General features: G+C 41.4%; 14 protein-coding genes. 3 read left to right on the top strand and 11 right to left on the bottom strand.

All coding sequences use genetic code 11. The features are described from left to right. Positions 1 to 579 precede the first annotated feature (579 nt). Together Q8S11_RS15390 and Q8S11_RS15385 are read left to right on the top strand one after the other, a co-directional pair. The gene (locus Q8S11_RS15390; RefSeq protein ID WP_305663015.1) at positions 580 to 1,128 is read left to right on the top strand and encodes a hypothetical protein; all 549 of its coding nucleotides are present in this window, start codon (positions 580 to 582) and stop codon (positions 1,126 to 1,128) included. 73 nt (positions 1,129 to 1,201) lie between these two features. Then, entirely contained in the window at positions 1,202 to 1,762 is a 561-nt protein-coding gene (locus tag Q8S11_RS15385) for an isochorismatase family protein (protein WP_305663014.1), read from the top strand. Positions 1,763 to 1,922: 160 nt separating this feature from the next. Here the strand turns inward: Q8S11_RS15385 and Q8S11_RS15380 are convergent, their stop codons facing one another. The 11 genes from Q8S11_RS15380 to Q8S11_RS15330 all read right to left on the bottom strand — a co-directional run bounded on the left by Q8S11_RS15380 (position 1,923) and on the right by Q8S11_RS15330 (position 13,275). After that, positions 1,923 to 3,665, bottom strand: a complete 1,743-nt coding sequence (locus Q8S11_RS15380; protein WP_305663013.1) for a hypothetical protein — start codon at positions 3,663 to 3,665, stop codon at positions 1,923 to 1,925. A 2-nt stretch (positions 3,666 to 3,667) separates the two neighbouring features. After that, positions 3,668 to 4,204, bottom strand: a complete 537-nt coding sequence (locus tag Q8S11_RS15375) for a hypothetical protein (RefSeq protein WP_305663012.1) — start codon at positions 4,202 to 4,204, stop codon at positions 3,668 to 3,670. Positions 4,205 to 4,291: 87 nt separating this feature from the next. Next, on the bottom strand, positions 4,292 to 4,438 hold the full coding sequence (locus Q8S11_RS15370) for a hypothetical protein (RefSeq protein WP_305663011.1): 147 nt from the start codon (positions 4,436 to 4,438) through the stop codon (positions 4,292 to 4,294). An 831-nt stretch (positions 4,439 to 5,269) separates the two neighbouring features. Continuing rightward, positions 5,270 to 5,821 carry a carboxymuconolactone decarboxylase family protein gene (locus tag Q8S11_RS15365; RefSeq protein ID WP_305663010.1) on the bottom strand — a complete coding sequence of 184 codons (552 nt, stop codon included), beginning with the start codon at positions 5,819 to 5,821 and terminating at the stop codon, positions 5,270 to 5,272. Position 5,822: 1 nt separating this feature from the next. Beyond that, positions 5,823 to 6,365 (bottom strand): carboxymuconolactone decarboxylase family protein, encoded by a 543-nt coding sequence (locus Q8S11_RS15360; RefSeq protein ID WP_305663009.1) that lies wholly within the window; start codon positions 6,363 to 6,365, stop codon positions 5,823 to 5,825. Next, positions 6,365 to 7,633, bottom strand: coding sequence for an MFS transporter (locus Q8S11_RS15355; protein ID WP_305663008.1), 1,269 nt, complete (start codon positions 7,631 to 7,633; stop codon positions 6,365 to 6,367). Before Q8S11_RS15355 ends, Q8S11_RS15360 begins: the two co-directional genes overlap by 1 nt. 4 nt (positions 7,634 to 7,637) lie before the next feature. Further along, positions 7,638 to 10,412 carry a TonB-dependent receptor gene (locus Q8S11_RS15350; RefSeq protein WP_305663007.1) on the bottom strand — a complete coding sequence of 925 codons (2,775 nt, stop codon included), beginning with the start codon at positions 10,410 to 10,412 and terminating at the stop codon, positions 7,638 to 7,640. Positions 10,413 to 10,422: 10 nt separating this feature from the next. Continuing rightward, the gene (locus Q8S11_RS15345) at positions 10,423 to 10,977 is read right to left on the bottom strand and encodes a carboxymuconolactone decarboxylase family protein (protein ID WP_305663006.1); all 555 of its coding nucleotides are present in this window, start codon (positions 10,975 to 10,977) and stop codon (positions 10,423 to 10,425) included. Between the two features lie 281 nt (positions 10,978 to 11,258). Further along, positions 11,259 to 11,807 (bottom strand): hypothetical protein, encoded by a 549-nt coding sequence (locus Q8S11_RS15340; protein WP_305663005.1) that lies wholly within the window; start codon positions 11,805 to 11,807, stop codon positions 11,259 to 11,261. A 396-nt stretch (positions 11,808 to 12,203) separates the two neighbouring features. Next, positions 12,204 to 12,929: a DNA repair protein RecO gene (gene recO, locus Q8S11_RS15335; RefSeq protein ID WP_305663004.1), complete on the bottom strand. Its 726-nt coding sequence runs from the start codon at positions 12,927 to 12,929 to the stop codon at positions 12,204 to 12,206. Further along, positions 12,919 to 13,275, bottom strand: coding sequence for a diacylglycerol kinase family protein (locus Q8S11_RS15330; RefSeq protein WP_305663003.1), 357 nt, complete (start codon positions 13,273 to 13,275; stop codon positions 12,919 to 12,921). The genes recO and Q8S11_RS15330 overlap by 11 nt, the downstream gene beginning before the upstream one ends. Positions 13,276 to 13,416: 141 nt before the next feature. Between Q8S11_RS15330 and Q8S11_RS15325 the strand changes: the two genes are divergently transcribed. Further along, a complete protein-coding gene (locus tag Q8S11_RS15325; protein ID WP_305663002.1) occupies positions 13,417 to 15,753 on the top strand; it encodes an RND family transporter in 2,337 nt (778 codons plus the stop codon). Positions 15,754 to 16,064 lie beyond the last annotated feature (311 nt).

Below are 16,064 nucleotides of genomic sequence, written 5' to 3'. Positions count from 1 at the left end.
ACTGTTCCGATCTTACCGGAGAATGGCCCCAAAACGCCGTTTTTGTATGTCCCCATTATTTAATATTTTAATTGTTAAAAAATCTGTTAATTATTTACCACCCCAGAACAAACTTGAGGACAGGCAGGCAGATTCCGAAATTTTGACCGAAATTTTGACCGAAATTGACCGAAATTGACCGATTACCGGTCAAAATGGGATGCATGGTTAGATCAACATTGGGTTTTCTACTTGACTCCTTCGTGAATTCATCGTGAATCAGCCCTTTTTTGTGCCCTGAGAGCAATTTTTCAAGTAGAAGTCACGATGATGGAAGGTACTTGGTGGGGTGATGGGCTAAGGTATTTTGAAATCATTGCAATCCCAAAAATCAAATAAATCATAGTTCAGACAATTAATTAAAAAGCTACCTGGATTAGGATTGGTAGGATTGTAGGATTGGTAGGATTAGTCTTTAATATTGGAAAATCAATTTGGCAAATCGATGGAAACTCTACTTCCAACAAAGCTTATCACTTCCTCATACAGATTATTTATCTATTTTAGGGTTTGAAACAGTTCCCAATCCATACCTTATCTATGAAGAAATATTCGACTTTTTATGCCCTTGTTTTCATTTTTATTTTCGCCATAATAACATCATGTGAGAAAGACCAAACAGGCAAAGAAGCAGAACCAGAACCACTTGCCTATTACGTTAAATTTAAAGTGGATGGTGTCGAAAAACTACTTACCTATACGGAAGGTGTGAAATTCATCTCAAAACCATTAACCAATTTGATGGTTGTGCAAGTGCGTAAGGATAGAAATCCTTATCCTCTCATCGAATTTACATTCTCAAATGGTAAAATGATCTTTAATAAGAATCTGATCATCACCAACAAAAACCAGTCAGATACATTGGGTTATTTCTTATATAATGAAGGCAATAACTATTTAGACGAATATCGTACACTTGACGCAAAAGCAGCTAAATTTGGGAATACTGATTTAATATTTAAGTTAACCGATAGAACAGATTCATACGTTAGCGGAACTTTTTCAGGGACAGCTTATAACTTCAAGAACGATGTTAAAACGCACAAAATTATATCTGAAGGAAAATTCCATCTTAAAATAGAACAATAATATTGACCTTGCCTTGTGAGATTACAGCTATAGAACAATCTATCTTTTTCATCATAGCGCAAAAATTATGACAATGAAAGGAAATGAAGTTCTGCTGGTAATTGATATGCAACAAGGCTCTTTTACATCTAAAACATCCCGGTTCGATACAGAAGGGGTAGTAAACAGGATCAATGAACTTGCTCAAATCTTTAGAGAACTGGGCTTACCGGTGATTTTCATTCAGCATGACGGTACGCAGATGAATGAGTATATACCCAATACTCCCGAATGGGCGCTATTAACCACGCTGTCTGTATCTCCTGCCGATATGATGATTGGCAAGTATGCCAATGACGTATTTTACAATTCACAACTGCAATCTAAACTCGTAGCCTTAAATGTCAATAAACTGTATATAACAGGTTGTGCAACTGATTTTTGCGTTGAAGCCACGGTTCAATCCGCATTAGCTAAGGACTATAATATTGTAGTTGTCAAAGACGGGCACACAACAGGTGACAGGCCTCACCTTACTGCAGATAAAGTAATTGAGCACTATAACTGGGTGTGGCAAAACATGATTCCTACCAAAGGGAAAATAGAAGTTAAAAGTGCGAATTTGATCATGGATAATTTCAGGTGCCGAATTTGAGATAAAATGAATGGGAAAAAATTGTATGAGCTAGGATTCTTAGGATTAAAGGATTAGTATGATTTAAGCGCAAAAAGCATGAAGCGTCCGAAAGATAACCGAGCATAGCTGATCCTGATCCTGCAAATAGGATAAGCTTAGATTATCTGCTATCTTTTTTCTATCTGAAACTATAACCAAGAGATAAGCCCGCCCACGATCTCACGCGCCGGTCAAGGTAAGTTGGTGTCCACATCGCACGTAAGAGTAAACCCTCCCTGAGTGGTTGCAGGCGGTAACCAAGATTAGCTACGACAGCCAAATCCAGATCGGGTCCCTGAGTAGATTTATTTACTATAAACGATGGGGTCACGCCTAAGCCTGTTTCAATGCCGCTACGTTCATTCCGGAAGATATAATTATAAGAAAGTGGAACTGACAAATGGGTGCCAGGCTCATTGTTCTCGTAGGATGTACCTGCGTAACCCACTCCTATCCCGAAACCCGGTCCGTCATTTCGTCCGGCCCTTAAACGCATATCAAAATTCCCGGAGAGCCCGCGGCCATTGCCCCCTCCCTCAACAAAAATCGCCTTCCGATATTTTCCGGGCGGTGCCTTAGCCACAAACTCCTTTTGTTTCTTTTCTTTCGGAGAGGGCAGGATTAATTGTTTATTTAGACTATACCCGACCGATATGCCAGGCCATAAGGGAGGATAAAAATAGCCCTTTCCGATATACATAAAAGAATTGGTTGCTCTAAGGATCAAGCCTCTTGTTGCCTGATAACGATACCCTACAGTTAGTATTTCTGCTGAAGTTAATTTGGGATGAGCTTCATCCGCATCCAAATCAATGAAGAAATTTTCGTTACCGGAAACATTATACAGAAGAGTAATTCCCAAACCGCTTTCAAAACCGTGCTTTCTTTGGCCAACAATATAGTTGATCCCCAGAGGTACAGTTATATAATCATCGAAATATTTATCAGGGACCATGCCTGCTCCTGCCCTGATACCAAAACCATCATTTCTGTTCCGATTAAGGCGCATATCGTAGTTTGCGGTCAATGTCAAGCCATTTCCAGCTAATTCGGCAAAAACGACCTTCCGGTATTTTCCGTCTAAGGGCGAAACCTGGATTTTATCCGGTCCGTCAGTATTTTTTGAAAAACTATATTTATAAATCAGATCCATGCCGAAAAAACCAGGACGTGTATTGAACGTCCCCTTATTCATTTTGTCATTCATCTGAACTAGTAAAATCCCTGCTCCAATTGGCTTGAGTCCAAAGCTCTTCCTTATGCCAAACACTAAGCTACTCCCCGAACCTAAGCTTCTTTCTATTCCTATGGAGGAAGCGATGTTCAGATCGAACCTATGACCTGTTGCGGGGATGTCCACCAGCAGATCGGCCGGCAAAGTAGAAGGCACATCGGGATCAAAAGGAACAGCACGGTTAAATCCAGTTTGGAAACCGTCATAGTTATCTGCGCTGTAACTATAGTACCGCAGGGAAGGCTCCGCAACAATCCGGACAGAGGTGCGTTCATTTAAATTGAATTGACGTAAGGCACGGGCTGACAGCGCATGATAATGATAGGGATCAAAATAATTACTCCACCATATGTCACCCTTGTCCTGCTTTGTACCGAAGGTTGTACTTGGTGCGACGAAATCAATACCATAAACAACCGAGCCTAGGGTAACTCCTGCACCAATCCCCCACTTCTGGTTAAGCATATAAGTATAAGTTGCTCCAAGATCATAAGCAATTTTCAAAGGGCTGCTGATTCTTGCAGGAGATGGGTTCACAATTTCCGGTTTAGCACTTAGGTTCGGCGTGATACGAAACTCTATAGAACTTTGGCCCTTGACTATTTGAAAGGGTATCAGCAGCAGCATAAAAGCCAAAAATCTAAACATGTTCATCGATTGAATTTTTCAGGTTCCTTATATCTTCTTACCAGCGAGTAGCCGAACTGTAAAGCCACATAACTGCCTGTATCACTGAATGTTCCACTTTGCTTCCCGCTAGTCTGGTAAAGGTTATATTGTCCGCTGTTATACCTAACACCTGAAAAGTTGGCATTGACTCCAAAAAAGATCTGATTGCCGTTCCTCAAAGTTTTTGATGCCCGTGCATTCACCGTATAGCTTAACCATGGCTTATGTTCAGGAAAATTAACCCGGATATTCTGTATAGGATGATTAACATGTGAATCATCGGAATAAGAGGAGCCGCTTTGTAAACCGTATTCATTTAATTGACTTAGATTAACTCCCGCCATAATTGAAGGATGCCATTTGCCGATCTTTTTTGCTGAGGTATAGCCAGCTTGAATCGGAAAATAGATATGTCCGTTTACGAGGTTGACATTGGTTTGCCCAAAATTGGAAGTACTGGGACCTCCGGAAGGAAAATCATTGTAATCAATGTTGAACCTGTAAGCAACCGGAATCATTCGAAAGTGTATACCTGAGACCAAAGTAAAGCCACTCTGGCTCACTCTCTGATAGTCTACGCCAACCGAAAATCCGGGGCTATTCAATCATTTCATGACATCCTTATCAGTTGTCCTGGTGATGCTAGTGCCCGTTCTGAACAGGGGTTGAACGTCAATGGATATATATTCCCGGCTCTTATGGGCTGCCTGCTGCTTTAACAGGATACTATCCTGGGCATAGGCAAAACTCATATTCGCCAACATAAACATAGTCAATAATAGCCCGGCCGGCCAAACCGTTCGGGCGGGCTTATTCGATAGTAATTGCAATAAAGGCATAGCTAACGGGGTAGATCGTTATTTAAATATAAATTAAAATTTGGGTACTATATCATTGTATTACACTATTTGCAACAGTAATATAAAGCTGTGACTCATCACAAATATTAGCCGGTTCATCACATTTACTATGCATGCTGTGCATATGCGATTCAGCCGCATATCCGGTTGGTATAAGGATTATTGGATTAGTAGGATTAAGCTGTGAAAAAAGACAATCATAATAATCCCAAAAATCAAATACATCACAGTTCAGAAAATGAATGAAAAAACTATTAGGATTTATAGGATTTTAGGATTGGTAGGATTCAAGCTTGAAAAAAGACAATCATAATAATCTCAAAAATCAAATAAATCATGGTTCAGACAATCATTGAAACACTGTCCGAACTGTGATTCTTGTGATTAGATGATTAGTATGATTCAGCCGTAAAAAAAATCATTTGGGAAATCATAGAAATCGGGGTCGAAAAACATTCCAAATGCTTTCTATAAACATGCGACCACCGTCGGGGTCGGCTGGACTCCTATTTCAGTAATTAAAAACATAAAAGCCTTCAGCATTACTCTGAAGGCTTTTATGTTTTCCATCCCGGCTGATATCAGCAACAGCAATAAAAGTTTACGGTAAAATTGCTGCCGGAGTATCTGGGCCGGGGGAAAATTTCAGGGATATTCCATATAATATCCCAAATCAACATTTTTATGATGTTCATGTTGTCAAAACACCTCTGGTGTACTTTATTAAGTATTTTGCCCGGGGTGGGTATATCCTCCCTCCACAATTCCGGGTGCTCTATCCTTGTAAATTTGCTGATCTTCGGGTGCCCAGGTTCCCAATCCATCAACATACCTGTTAAACATGCAGAAGGCTGCTGCTATCAAAACGGTATCATGAATCTCCTGGTCTGTTGCTCCTTCGGCAATGGCATCCAGAATTTGCCGGTGCGCAACCATTTTTCCACCCCGCTGTACGCGACTGGCAATTCCAAGCAGGGCTTTCATTTTGGCTGAGATTGGCGCTTCCGCAAAATTACTTTTCACTTGTTTAATCAAGTCGCCATCGGTATCCTCCAAATGTGCGGAAGCAACTGCCCCATGAACACTCTGACAGAATAAGCAGTCGTTAAGGGAGGATACATAAGTCGCAATCATTTCACGTTCGCCTTTCGTCAGGCTGCTTTCCCTGCACAAGAGTACATTTGCTAATCCGTTAAGTGCATCAGCCGCCTGGGGATCGAAGGCCATTAAACCTCTGATTCCCGGCAGATCATTCTTTAAATCAATATGTGCCATTTTATTGCTGTTTAGGTAAAGTGTAACCCTGGGCCATCCGCTCTGCCATTGCTTCATAAACTTCGGGCCCAGTAGGTGTGAGACTCGCCAATCCATCCACATAACGATTGAACATGCAGAAGGCTGCCGCAATCAGAACCGTATCGTGAATTTCCTGCTCGGTAGCGCCTTTTTTGTTCGCATTTGAAATATCTTCGGGGCTGACCGTCCTTGCATCCTGCTGAACTTTAGCAGCAATGCTGAGCAGGGCCTTTAATTTTTCCGGAATTGGAGCATTCTGATAATCCTCCAAAACAAAGTCAACAATTCCTTTTTGATCCTTATATAGATAACGCGCCGCGGCAGCATGACTGCTCATGCAGAACATACAATCGTTTTTTGAAGAAACAAAACTTGCAATTAATTCCCTGTTGGCTTCCGATAGCGTGGAAGGGCCACGAAGTAAGGCCTGGGCAAGCTCATACAAAGGCTTGCCAGTTTCAGGTCTGAACATCACGAGGCTCCTGATTCCGGGAACCCCTTCGGGTACGTTGATATGTGCCATTATAAATTTTTATTTAAGCTTGAGTCTGAATGAGCTACGGCCTCCGGAGAGTAAAATGTAACCAGCAGACCTATTAAAAATGTGATTGAAAAAACCAGTACTGCATTTCCATAACCGCCCATAACATGGACAAGTGCTCCTACGAAGAATACAACTATTGCCGTTGCCAGTCTGCCGATGTTGAAGCAAAAGCCGGTAGCGGTCGCACGAATCTTTGTCGGGAACAGCTCGGGCAGATAGGAAGACAATGTCCCCTGACTAATACCAAAGAAAAGTGCCAGTAAAGCACATTCAGGATAGATGATCGTGCTGAAGGTTTGATTTGTTTTAAAAATGATGAAGCACATCACAAAACAACCTGCAAAAGTAATCAGCAAGGTTTTCCGATGCCCCAGATAATTGATCAGAAACCCTGAAAGGGAGCCTCCTACAATTCCTCCGCTTCCCAGAATCATCATCGTAATCCCACGCTCTATCTGACCCTGTCCAGGATCAGGGAACAGACTTTGCACCCAGGTTGGCATCCATGAAAATATAGCCCAGAGGCCGATGATCATCGATCCAAAGATCAGAGAGCCCTGAATCAGATTCTTCTTATTTTGGCTTTCGAACAAGGCCAGGTATTTTGAGGGCTCTAATTTACTCAGTGATTGCTGTTTTAACTGCGTCCATTCTTTTGATTCCCTGATCAGAATTAAGGCAGTAAATGCCGCCAGCAATGGGATAAAACCGGGTAAGAATGCCAGCCGCCAGTCGGAAAAGAAATTATTGGCAATTCCCGTTGAAATAATTCCAATGGGAAAGGTGACTGCCAGAATACCCAGTGCGATAGCTCTTGATTTCGCAGGCCAGACCTCGGCGACCAGAATAGTAGCCAGTACCAGTGTACCCCCAACCCCCAATCCAGAGAAAAACCTCAGTAGTATAACCATCTGCCAGCTATTTGAAAAGCTGATCAGGATATTCAGCACTGCGTACAAGCATACTGCAATTACAAAAGCTCTGATCCTGCCGATCTGATCTCCCAAAAAGCCAAATAATATTCCGCCAAAGGTCCAGCCCAGCAGGAACATGGAGCCGATGTAAGCACTGACCTCATTCAGATCATCAGCATCCACATCAGCCATCAGTTCTTTAACCACCACAGGAAGATAAACTGGCATCAGGGTTGAAAAATACCCACCAAAGGCATAGCAGACCACACAAATGGCGAATAAAAGATTTCTGTCCGGGGGATGAGGTCCGGTATCAATCCGTGTTACTGACATGATCTTATTTTAAAAGGTCATCAAAAGTTAGAGAGACATAATAAACACCGCCAACTGCCGGTGAACCGAATGCCTGCACATTGTACTTATTGCTCAGATTAGTGCCCCCAATCTTTAGAACTGATTTTGCAGCCGGTATTTTAAAGCTAACCTGAGCTCCCAGCTGACCATAAGCCTCTATCCTGCCAGGTTGCAGATCGCTGAACGATCCAACCCAGTCGAATGCCGATTGCCAGCGATAATTCATGCTAAAACCCATATTTTTAAATAAATTCCGGTTGCTAAGGATCAGGTTTGAGACAAATTTCGGGGTATTGAAAGCCGGGATATTATTTGGATTTGCCCCTTTCAGATCAAAGGAGGTCCAGGTGCTATTCCCTGTCAACTGATAGCTTTTAGGGAAATAATAAGTTAATCCCAGAGATGAGCCTTGCGCACTCACTTTATCCGAAGCATTGGTATATAATTGATAAGCCTGTCTCTGACCGTTCAGAATATCCATAGCGGCAGCAGGATTAGGAGTACCATCAGCACCTAAAACAGGGCTTGTGGGACTGATAACAACCTGATTCAGGATGAAGTCTTCATAATTGCTGTAATAATAGTTGATATCAATAAAGAGCTTCTCACTGATTAGTCCTTTATAACCAATCTCATAACTTTCTATCTGCTCAGGCTTGATATAAGCCACATTAGACTTTTGAAGCAGGTGCTTGTTATTAGCAATAGCCGTTGGAGGCGGCGTTCCGGATCCGACAGCAGCCCCGAAGGCAGCACCAAAGGCACCTACAGAACTTGCAGTATATGAATTACTGTAAGCGGGTAGGCCTGCACTGTTTTCAGGTGTTCCCCCAAGGATGGTGATCGGACCTACAAATAATTTGATGTACTGGTCGACAGGAGTTGGATTCCTGAATCCGGTCTGAAAGGAAGCCCTGAAATTATGGTTCTTTACCGGCGAGAAAACGGCTGAAACCCTTGGTGTAAAACTTCCTTTAAAATTTTCATTCTTATCATAGCGTGCAGAGGCAACCATTTTAAACTTATCTTCGAAAAGCAGTTTGGACAACTGCAGGAATGCTCCGTATTCACTGATTGTTATGTCCTTGTTTTTATCGTCCAGCAGGGTTCCGTTCGTAAACATGTCGAACTTCCGGAGGTTACCACCGGCAAGCACGTCCATAAATTTAATAGCCTTGCTGAAATCATATTGTCCCTCAGCATGGTACAGTTTACTGTTACTGAATATTCCCGCTCCAGTCAGACCCTGAATAAACTGGTATTTTTCTTTCATGGCCTCAAATTCGGCCGAGCCGGGTAAAAATCTGCCCTGATCAGCAAATCCACGCGCAATGGTGTGATTATTTGCCGTTACTCCGGTGATGTTCCCTTTATAGGCCGCTTCATAACGTGAAAACCAGGTTGCATCTGCTACATTTGGACTTACTTTATTCCCATTCAGATCCTGCACCCATTCCTGATTTACTTTTTGTCCGAGTGTACGCGGATTGTAAGAATCATGAGAGTTCTCAATAGTGGTATATGCCCTGATAAAGAACTGACTACCTTTTAGTTCCACTCTGTGTTGCTGCAGGGTGAAATTATTGATCGAAAAGCGGCTGCTACCGGTATAATTGGCAGTACCCTGTCCAAAATTATATTGATAAATAGCTTCCAGGTTATCAGAAAGACGATAATGCAGGGCAGCATTCATCTTAAAATTATCGACCTTATAATCCGTTAAATACCGTTCTTCATAACCGGTTCTTGAAACACGGCCGATTCCTGTAATGGTTTGAGCAATTTCATCTCCATAAATATTGAGTGCATTTCTTCCGGGATTGGAGGCACCACGGGATGCTAAGGGAGTATTCTGGTCGATATCATTGTAGTTTGTTGCATACCAATCCAGGCCTTTGAAATAAGAAACATTGGTTTTGAATGCAAACTTATTGTTGAAGGCTTTTGCATAGCGCATCGTCAGGTCGTACAAAGGAGCCGCATCCGTATAGGAATCATTCAAATGGTTTACACCTAATTTGCTTTGCACACTTAAACCCTGGTATTGAAAAGGGTCTTTGCTTTTCATCATCAGCACCCCGTTAAAGGCTACCGGTCCGTAAAGTGCTGAAGCAGCTCCGGGAATCAGCTCTGCGCTTTCGGCATCCAGATCCGAAAGTCCGAACAGGTTACCGACAGAAAAGTTTAATCCCGGAGTCTGATTATCCACTCCATCTACAAGCTGAAGGAAACGACCGGTCCCGATACCCCCAAAACCCCGGGTGTTGATGGATTTAAAATTCAGTCCGCTGGTAACCACATCCAATGATTTCAAGGATTGCAATCCTTCATAAAAACTGAAGGAAGGTGTTTCACGGATAGCTCTGAGATCCATTTTCTCGACCGTTACAGGCGATTGCATGATGTTTTCTTCAACTCTTGAAGCCGAGACGACCACTTCATCCATTTGGGTGGAGGCAGGCGAAAGGGCCAACTTGATCTTGTCTGAAAACTCTGTAATGAGGATCTCCTGACGCACATAACCAAGTCCGGAAACAATTAATGTAATCGGTAAAGGCAATTTTGTACTTATCTGAAATTTACCTTCAGCATCGGTAATGGTACCGGCAAGCAGGCCTTTAATGGAGATACTTGCTCCTGAGATTGGCCTTTTACTTTCATTGTCTGTGATTGTTCCTCTGGCAACTCCTCCCTGAGAAAATGCTGCAACTGGTATAAAAAGTACAATGAATAATATATATAGTAAGCTTGTTTTCATAAAATTTGGTTTAAGGTTTTTTAATTAATTGCGGGGATCTGAGATATCCCTGATTAACGATTTTGTTTCCCAACGTTTGGTAGAATGCAGGGTCACTAGGTGTGATGCTGGCTAAGCCATCCACATATTTATTGTACAGGCAAAACAAAGAGGCGATCAAAACGGTATCATGAATTTCAAGATCTGTGGCTCCCAGGGTTTTTGCTTTTTCAATAATTTCCGGACTAACTCTTTTACCGGAGACCTGGACGTTCCTAGCAATTTGCAGCAGAACTTTCATCTTATCACTCACCGGTGCATTTTCAAGGTCTTGCAGAACCATTTGGGTGGTATTGCATTCACCAAGTAGAATATCGGCTGCGGCAGTATGGGCGGCAGTACAAAATTTGCATTCGTTTCCCGCAGATACTACGGTTGCAATAAGTTCCCGTTCTGCCTGTGTTAAAGTTGATTCACCCCTCAATAATATCTGGGTGAGATCCCTGATTGGATAGGCAGTATCCAATCGATATTCAAGCAAGCCCGTAATTCCGGGCAAATGCTCTTCTAAAGAAATATGTGGCATTTTCGCTTCTTAATAAATAATTTTAAAAGCCTTGCCGTATCCTGTTAAATCGCATCATCTAATGCACAAAAAAACGATAAGCGAGTAATAAGCATTATGCTTATCCCTTTAAATCATGCATTTAAAGCAATTGACAGCTGATAAACTGTGAAAAAAGAGCCCGAAAGCCTTCAGACACACAGGAAAACAGTAAGGAATTAATTGTTCAGGATCCTATTTTACTAAATAGTTCAAACCCAATAAGCCCTGCTCATTGGAATTAGCTGATAAACCTGAAAATATTAAGAAAGAAGGGACTCCGGAGGAGGTGAAAAGAGGTAATAATGTCCCTTATGTATTAAACCTTTCACAAAACTGTGTGGAGATTTGAAATCCAGCACATACAAGTCTATTAGGGAAGTCTCAGCATTATTGAAGTAGTAATCCACTTTAACCTGTTTGGCTCCTGATTTTTTACTGGTGTTCGCATCCAGGTCGTTTACCTTATTAAAATACTCAGCCCGCTTCTTTTCGATCAAAGTTTTTTCCTTGTTCTCGATACAGATGAGGAAAAGTGTATCCCGGGAAATTTTACGCTTTACATATTTGTAGATGGTCCCCTTAACATTCACCTCACCCTCCATTGATTCAAAATCTTTGGAATCAGAGAGGTAGGGCACATTGAAAGGAAACTTAACCATAATCAGATCTTTATCCAAATCACTGCCATCTTTTATCTTTTCTGCCAGACGCTCATCCGCTGACTGGGTTAGAAAAAAGAAAAGCCCCTTGTATCCCGCAATATTAAACAGGAACAACAGAAGGAAAAATATGGCAGTTAACTTTCTCAAATACAGTACAATGTAATAACAAAAAAATTACATTTCAAAATTATAGTTGAAAATGGGTATTGGTTGTTGTTTCTTAGTTGTTGGTTGTTGGTAGAGATTGTGCTTAATTAGTACTTTTCCCTCACCTCTCCCATCTGAGTGCTGAATACTTATAGATGACCCTGAAGGGGTCACATGTTTATAGACAATGTAACACGGAAACCAATTCAGATAAATGAATGGCTAGTAATGAAATCGAGCACAGCGAAGAATCTAATTTATACTTCAATTCTTCCCAAGACCTGATGCCAAAAGCAATTTAAGCTTAAAAAGACATTGTAGTTGCGCAAGAAATGTAATCTCGCATCTCAAATCTCACATCTCATATCTCATATCTCACATCTCATATCTCATATCTCACCCCAACACCTCCTCCAAAACCTCATGCGATCTTACCTGTCCGAAGCCTTCAATATGCAAACTATAATACTCAAGAATCTTCTCCAGCAACTGTTTTCTCTGCGCCGAAGAAATATTCAGTTCATCCAGATTATCAAACTTAGCATTCAGTATTGTGGTCCAGAGGACTGTTAGCGGTTGTTCAAGGATAAGCGCGTGAGGGGGCTGCATTTTTGAATAACACCCGTTCTTAAGGTCAAAGAAATCAGCCTTGCCGGCTAAAGTAGTATCGGGATAGAATCCCAGAAAACGGCTTAGCCGGAGCAGGAAGTACAGATGAAAATTTGAAACGCCTTTACTAATGCCATCAAGAATCTCTATGGCATGAAACAGAAATTCGAAAAGAACTACATCTGATTCATGCTGCCTGAGTGACTTGTAAAGCACCTCATTTAAAAACATGGTAATTGAACTTTTTACAATATCATAGGGGATGCTCAAAAATACCGGCAGGTGCCTTAACTCCGAAACGCGCTGAATATTTCCTGAGCTTTTATGATAAACCACCATATCCAAAAGGTGTAATGGCTGCAGGCTGTTTAGCTTGATCTTTGATTTAGGACGCTTGATTCCGTTGATCAGATAGGATTGCAAACCGAATTTTTGAGTAAAAACCTGTACTACTACACTGCTTTCAGCATAGTTTGTGGTTTTTAATACAATTCCCCTGGTTTTATGAAGCATGGATGATCTTTGGAAGTAAAATCAGAATTCCGATCGCAAGTGACATGATAGCTGCTATCAGCACCATTCCAGCAGCAATGTCTTTGATCAGGCCTGCCTTGATATTATATTCCGGGGAGATCAAATCAACAAGGCTCTCAATAGCGGTATTTGCAAGTTCTGCCATTAAGACAATGGCAATTGCGGCTATTATCCAGAGCCATTCAGTTCTATTTAATTCGAGATAAAAACAAAGTAGCCCGAGAATAATCGCCGCAAAGCAGTGCAGCCTGAAATTCAACTGGGTATTGAAGGTGTACATTATCCCATTGAAGGCAAAACCAAATCCGGCAAAAAACTTCTTCATACTTGATTAAAATTTAATACTTAAGTATTCAATTAGGTCTAATTTACTGGCAGATATCGAATTATCATATTAATCAAAGCCCAAATTAAGAATTTTTGTAGTTTTGCGGTCTGAATTCGCCATTATCCTAAAAAGCGCAGCATGTGGAATAACTTTTCCAAAATTATACTTTCAAACCGGATTTTAATACTTGTACTATTTTTCGTTTTAACCCTGTTCATGGCATGGAAAGCCAGCTTTGTTAAACTATCCTATACCGGAAGCAAAATTCTGCCGCAAACCGACTCTGCTTTCATCAGTTATAATGATTTCAAAAGCAAGTTTGGGGAAGACGGGAATATGATGGTTCTGGGGATAAGTACTCCCAGGTTAATGAGCAAGGAATTGTTTAATGACTGGAGTAAACTGGCATCGGAACTGCAGAAAATGGAAGGAATCAAGCAGGTACTTTCTGTGGGCAACCTGTACGATCTACAAAAAGACACTACAAATAAGCGATTCGTATTAAAGCAAATTAGTGCTGGGGCTGTGCTTCGCGATTCTGAGATGGATAGCATTAAAAATCGCATATACGATCTGCCCTTTTACGAGGGATTAATCTATAATAAGGAAAGTCATGCGACATTAATGGCAATTAATTTTGATCATAAGATCCTGAATACGCCAAAGCGGGGTCCAATTATCAAAACAATATTGGAAAAAGCTGATGTGTTGAGTAAAAAACACAATGTAGAAGTACATTATTCCGGTCTTCCTTTTATCCGTACGGCGGTAAGCCAGCTCGTATCAAGGGAGTTTGTACTGTTTCTTGGCCTTTCAATCCTGGTCTCTGCAATCATTCTGTTCATATTTTTCAGAAAACTATATCCGGTTCTGTTCCCAATCATCCTTGTAATTGTTGGAGTAATCTGGAGCCTGGCAACACTGGTAATGTTTGGCTATGAAATTACGATGCTCACCGGTTTGATTCCTCCTCTGATTGTGATTATTGGAATACCCAACAGTATCCTGCTCCTGAATAAATATCATAATGAGCTGAGAAAGCATGGCGATAAAGACAAGGCTCTGCATGTCACCATATTACGGATATCAGAGACAACATTGATTGCTAATGTAACGGCAGCAATTGGATTTGGTGTATTATTTTTCACAGGGAGTGCCTTACTTGTTGAGTTTGGCCTTGTTGCTGCCTTGAACGTCATGGCAACCTGGTTTATCTGCCTTTGCCTCATCCCTATCATTTTCAGTTATCTTCCTGTACCGAAACTCAAAGCACAGGAAGATCATGATAAAGGTTTTCTGCATAAACTGCTCGTAAAAACCGACTTTCTGGTACATGAGCGCAGTCATTTGATCTATGTTTTCTCTATTATCATTTCCCTGATCTCAATGATTGGGGTAATGCAGATCAATGTTAACGGTTATGTTGTTGATGATCTCCCTCAAAACTCACCCATTAACCGCGACCTGAAGTTCTTTGAAAAGAATTTTGAGGGCATATTGCCATTGGAAGTCAGCATTGATACCCGGAAAAAGAATGGGGTTTTGAATCTTACGACCATAAAACGGGTGGACAAAATGGAGGAAATGATCTCAGCCTATCCTGAGTTTTCACGTTCAGTTTCATTAAATAAAGCATTAAAATACTCTTCTCAGGCTTTCTATAACGGTGATCCCCAGTTTTTCCGCATTCCTAATGATATGGAGAAGAACTTTGTCCTGTCTTACCTCGCCAATTCGGGTGGGAACAGCGATATGATGAAAGGCTTTATCGACAGCAATAAACAGGTGGCAAGAGTGAGTTTTCAGATGGCTGACGTCGGCTCAAAACGCATGAATGTTTTAATGGAAGAATTAAAACCGCGTATCGACTCAATTCTTAGTCCGGATAAATTTGATGTCTTACTGACAGGTTCAAGCATCATCTTTTCGAAAGGAACAGATTATATGCTGGAACACCTGATGGAAAGTATACTTCTGGCAATTGTTCTGATTTCATTGCTCAGGTTGTTCCAGTTCAGAGACCTCCGGATCATGTTTATCTCGCTATTACCCAATATTATTCCTTTGATAATTACCGCGGGACTGATGGGCTTTTTCAATATCCCGCTTAAACCTTCAACTATCCTGATATTTACGATTGCTTTCGGACTTGCATCAGACCAAACAATCTACTTCCTGACCAGATATCAACAGGAATTACAGTCGACGGATTTCACAACCTCAAAGGTTATTTCAGACACCATCCGTGAAACAGGGGTAAGCATGACCTATATTGCGCTCGTTCTATTTTTCGGGTTCGGGATTTTTACAGCTTCAACCTTTGGAGGAACTATGATTCTGGGATTACTTTTGTCGATTACACTGATCATCGCCCTGATATCCAACCTGACTCTGTTACCTGCCTTACTGGTTCATATTGATAAGCGGAAAAGAAGGAAAATCGCGAAAGCTAAGGGAGAAACCTGGGATATTTAATTAGTTGAGAATTGAGAGTGGAGAATCATTGCTGTCCGGTTAAATTCTGTACCGGGCATAATATCTCTATAAAGGTTTAACAGACTCACATTCTAGCTAATTTCAAAATAAGAGGCCCCCTCTCAACCTTTCCTCCCTCCATTGCCGGGGGGCGAATTCGTTATTCACCATTTTTGATGTTTTTAAAGGTGTTCATGCTTTTGCCGCTGAAGGGCGGCTCAGGTTTGAAGGCCAATCCCGATGGCTATCGGGACTTCAATCCCTAGGTGCCTTGGTCATCCCGCAAGTGCGGGACTGCTTTTGGGGGATAG

Origin of the sequence: Daejeonella sp. (assembly GCF_030695525.1) — a bacterium.
Lineage (GTDB): Bacteria > Bacteroidota > Bacteroidia > Sphingobacteriales > Sphingobacteriaceae > Daejeonella.
The sequence above is the reverse complement of the archived record's forward strand: the minus strand, read 5'-3'. Positions and strand labels throughout refer to the sequence as shown.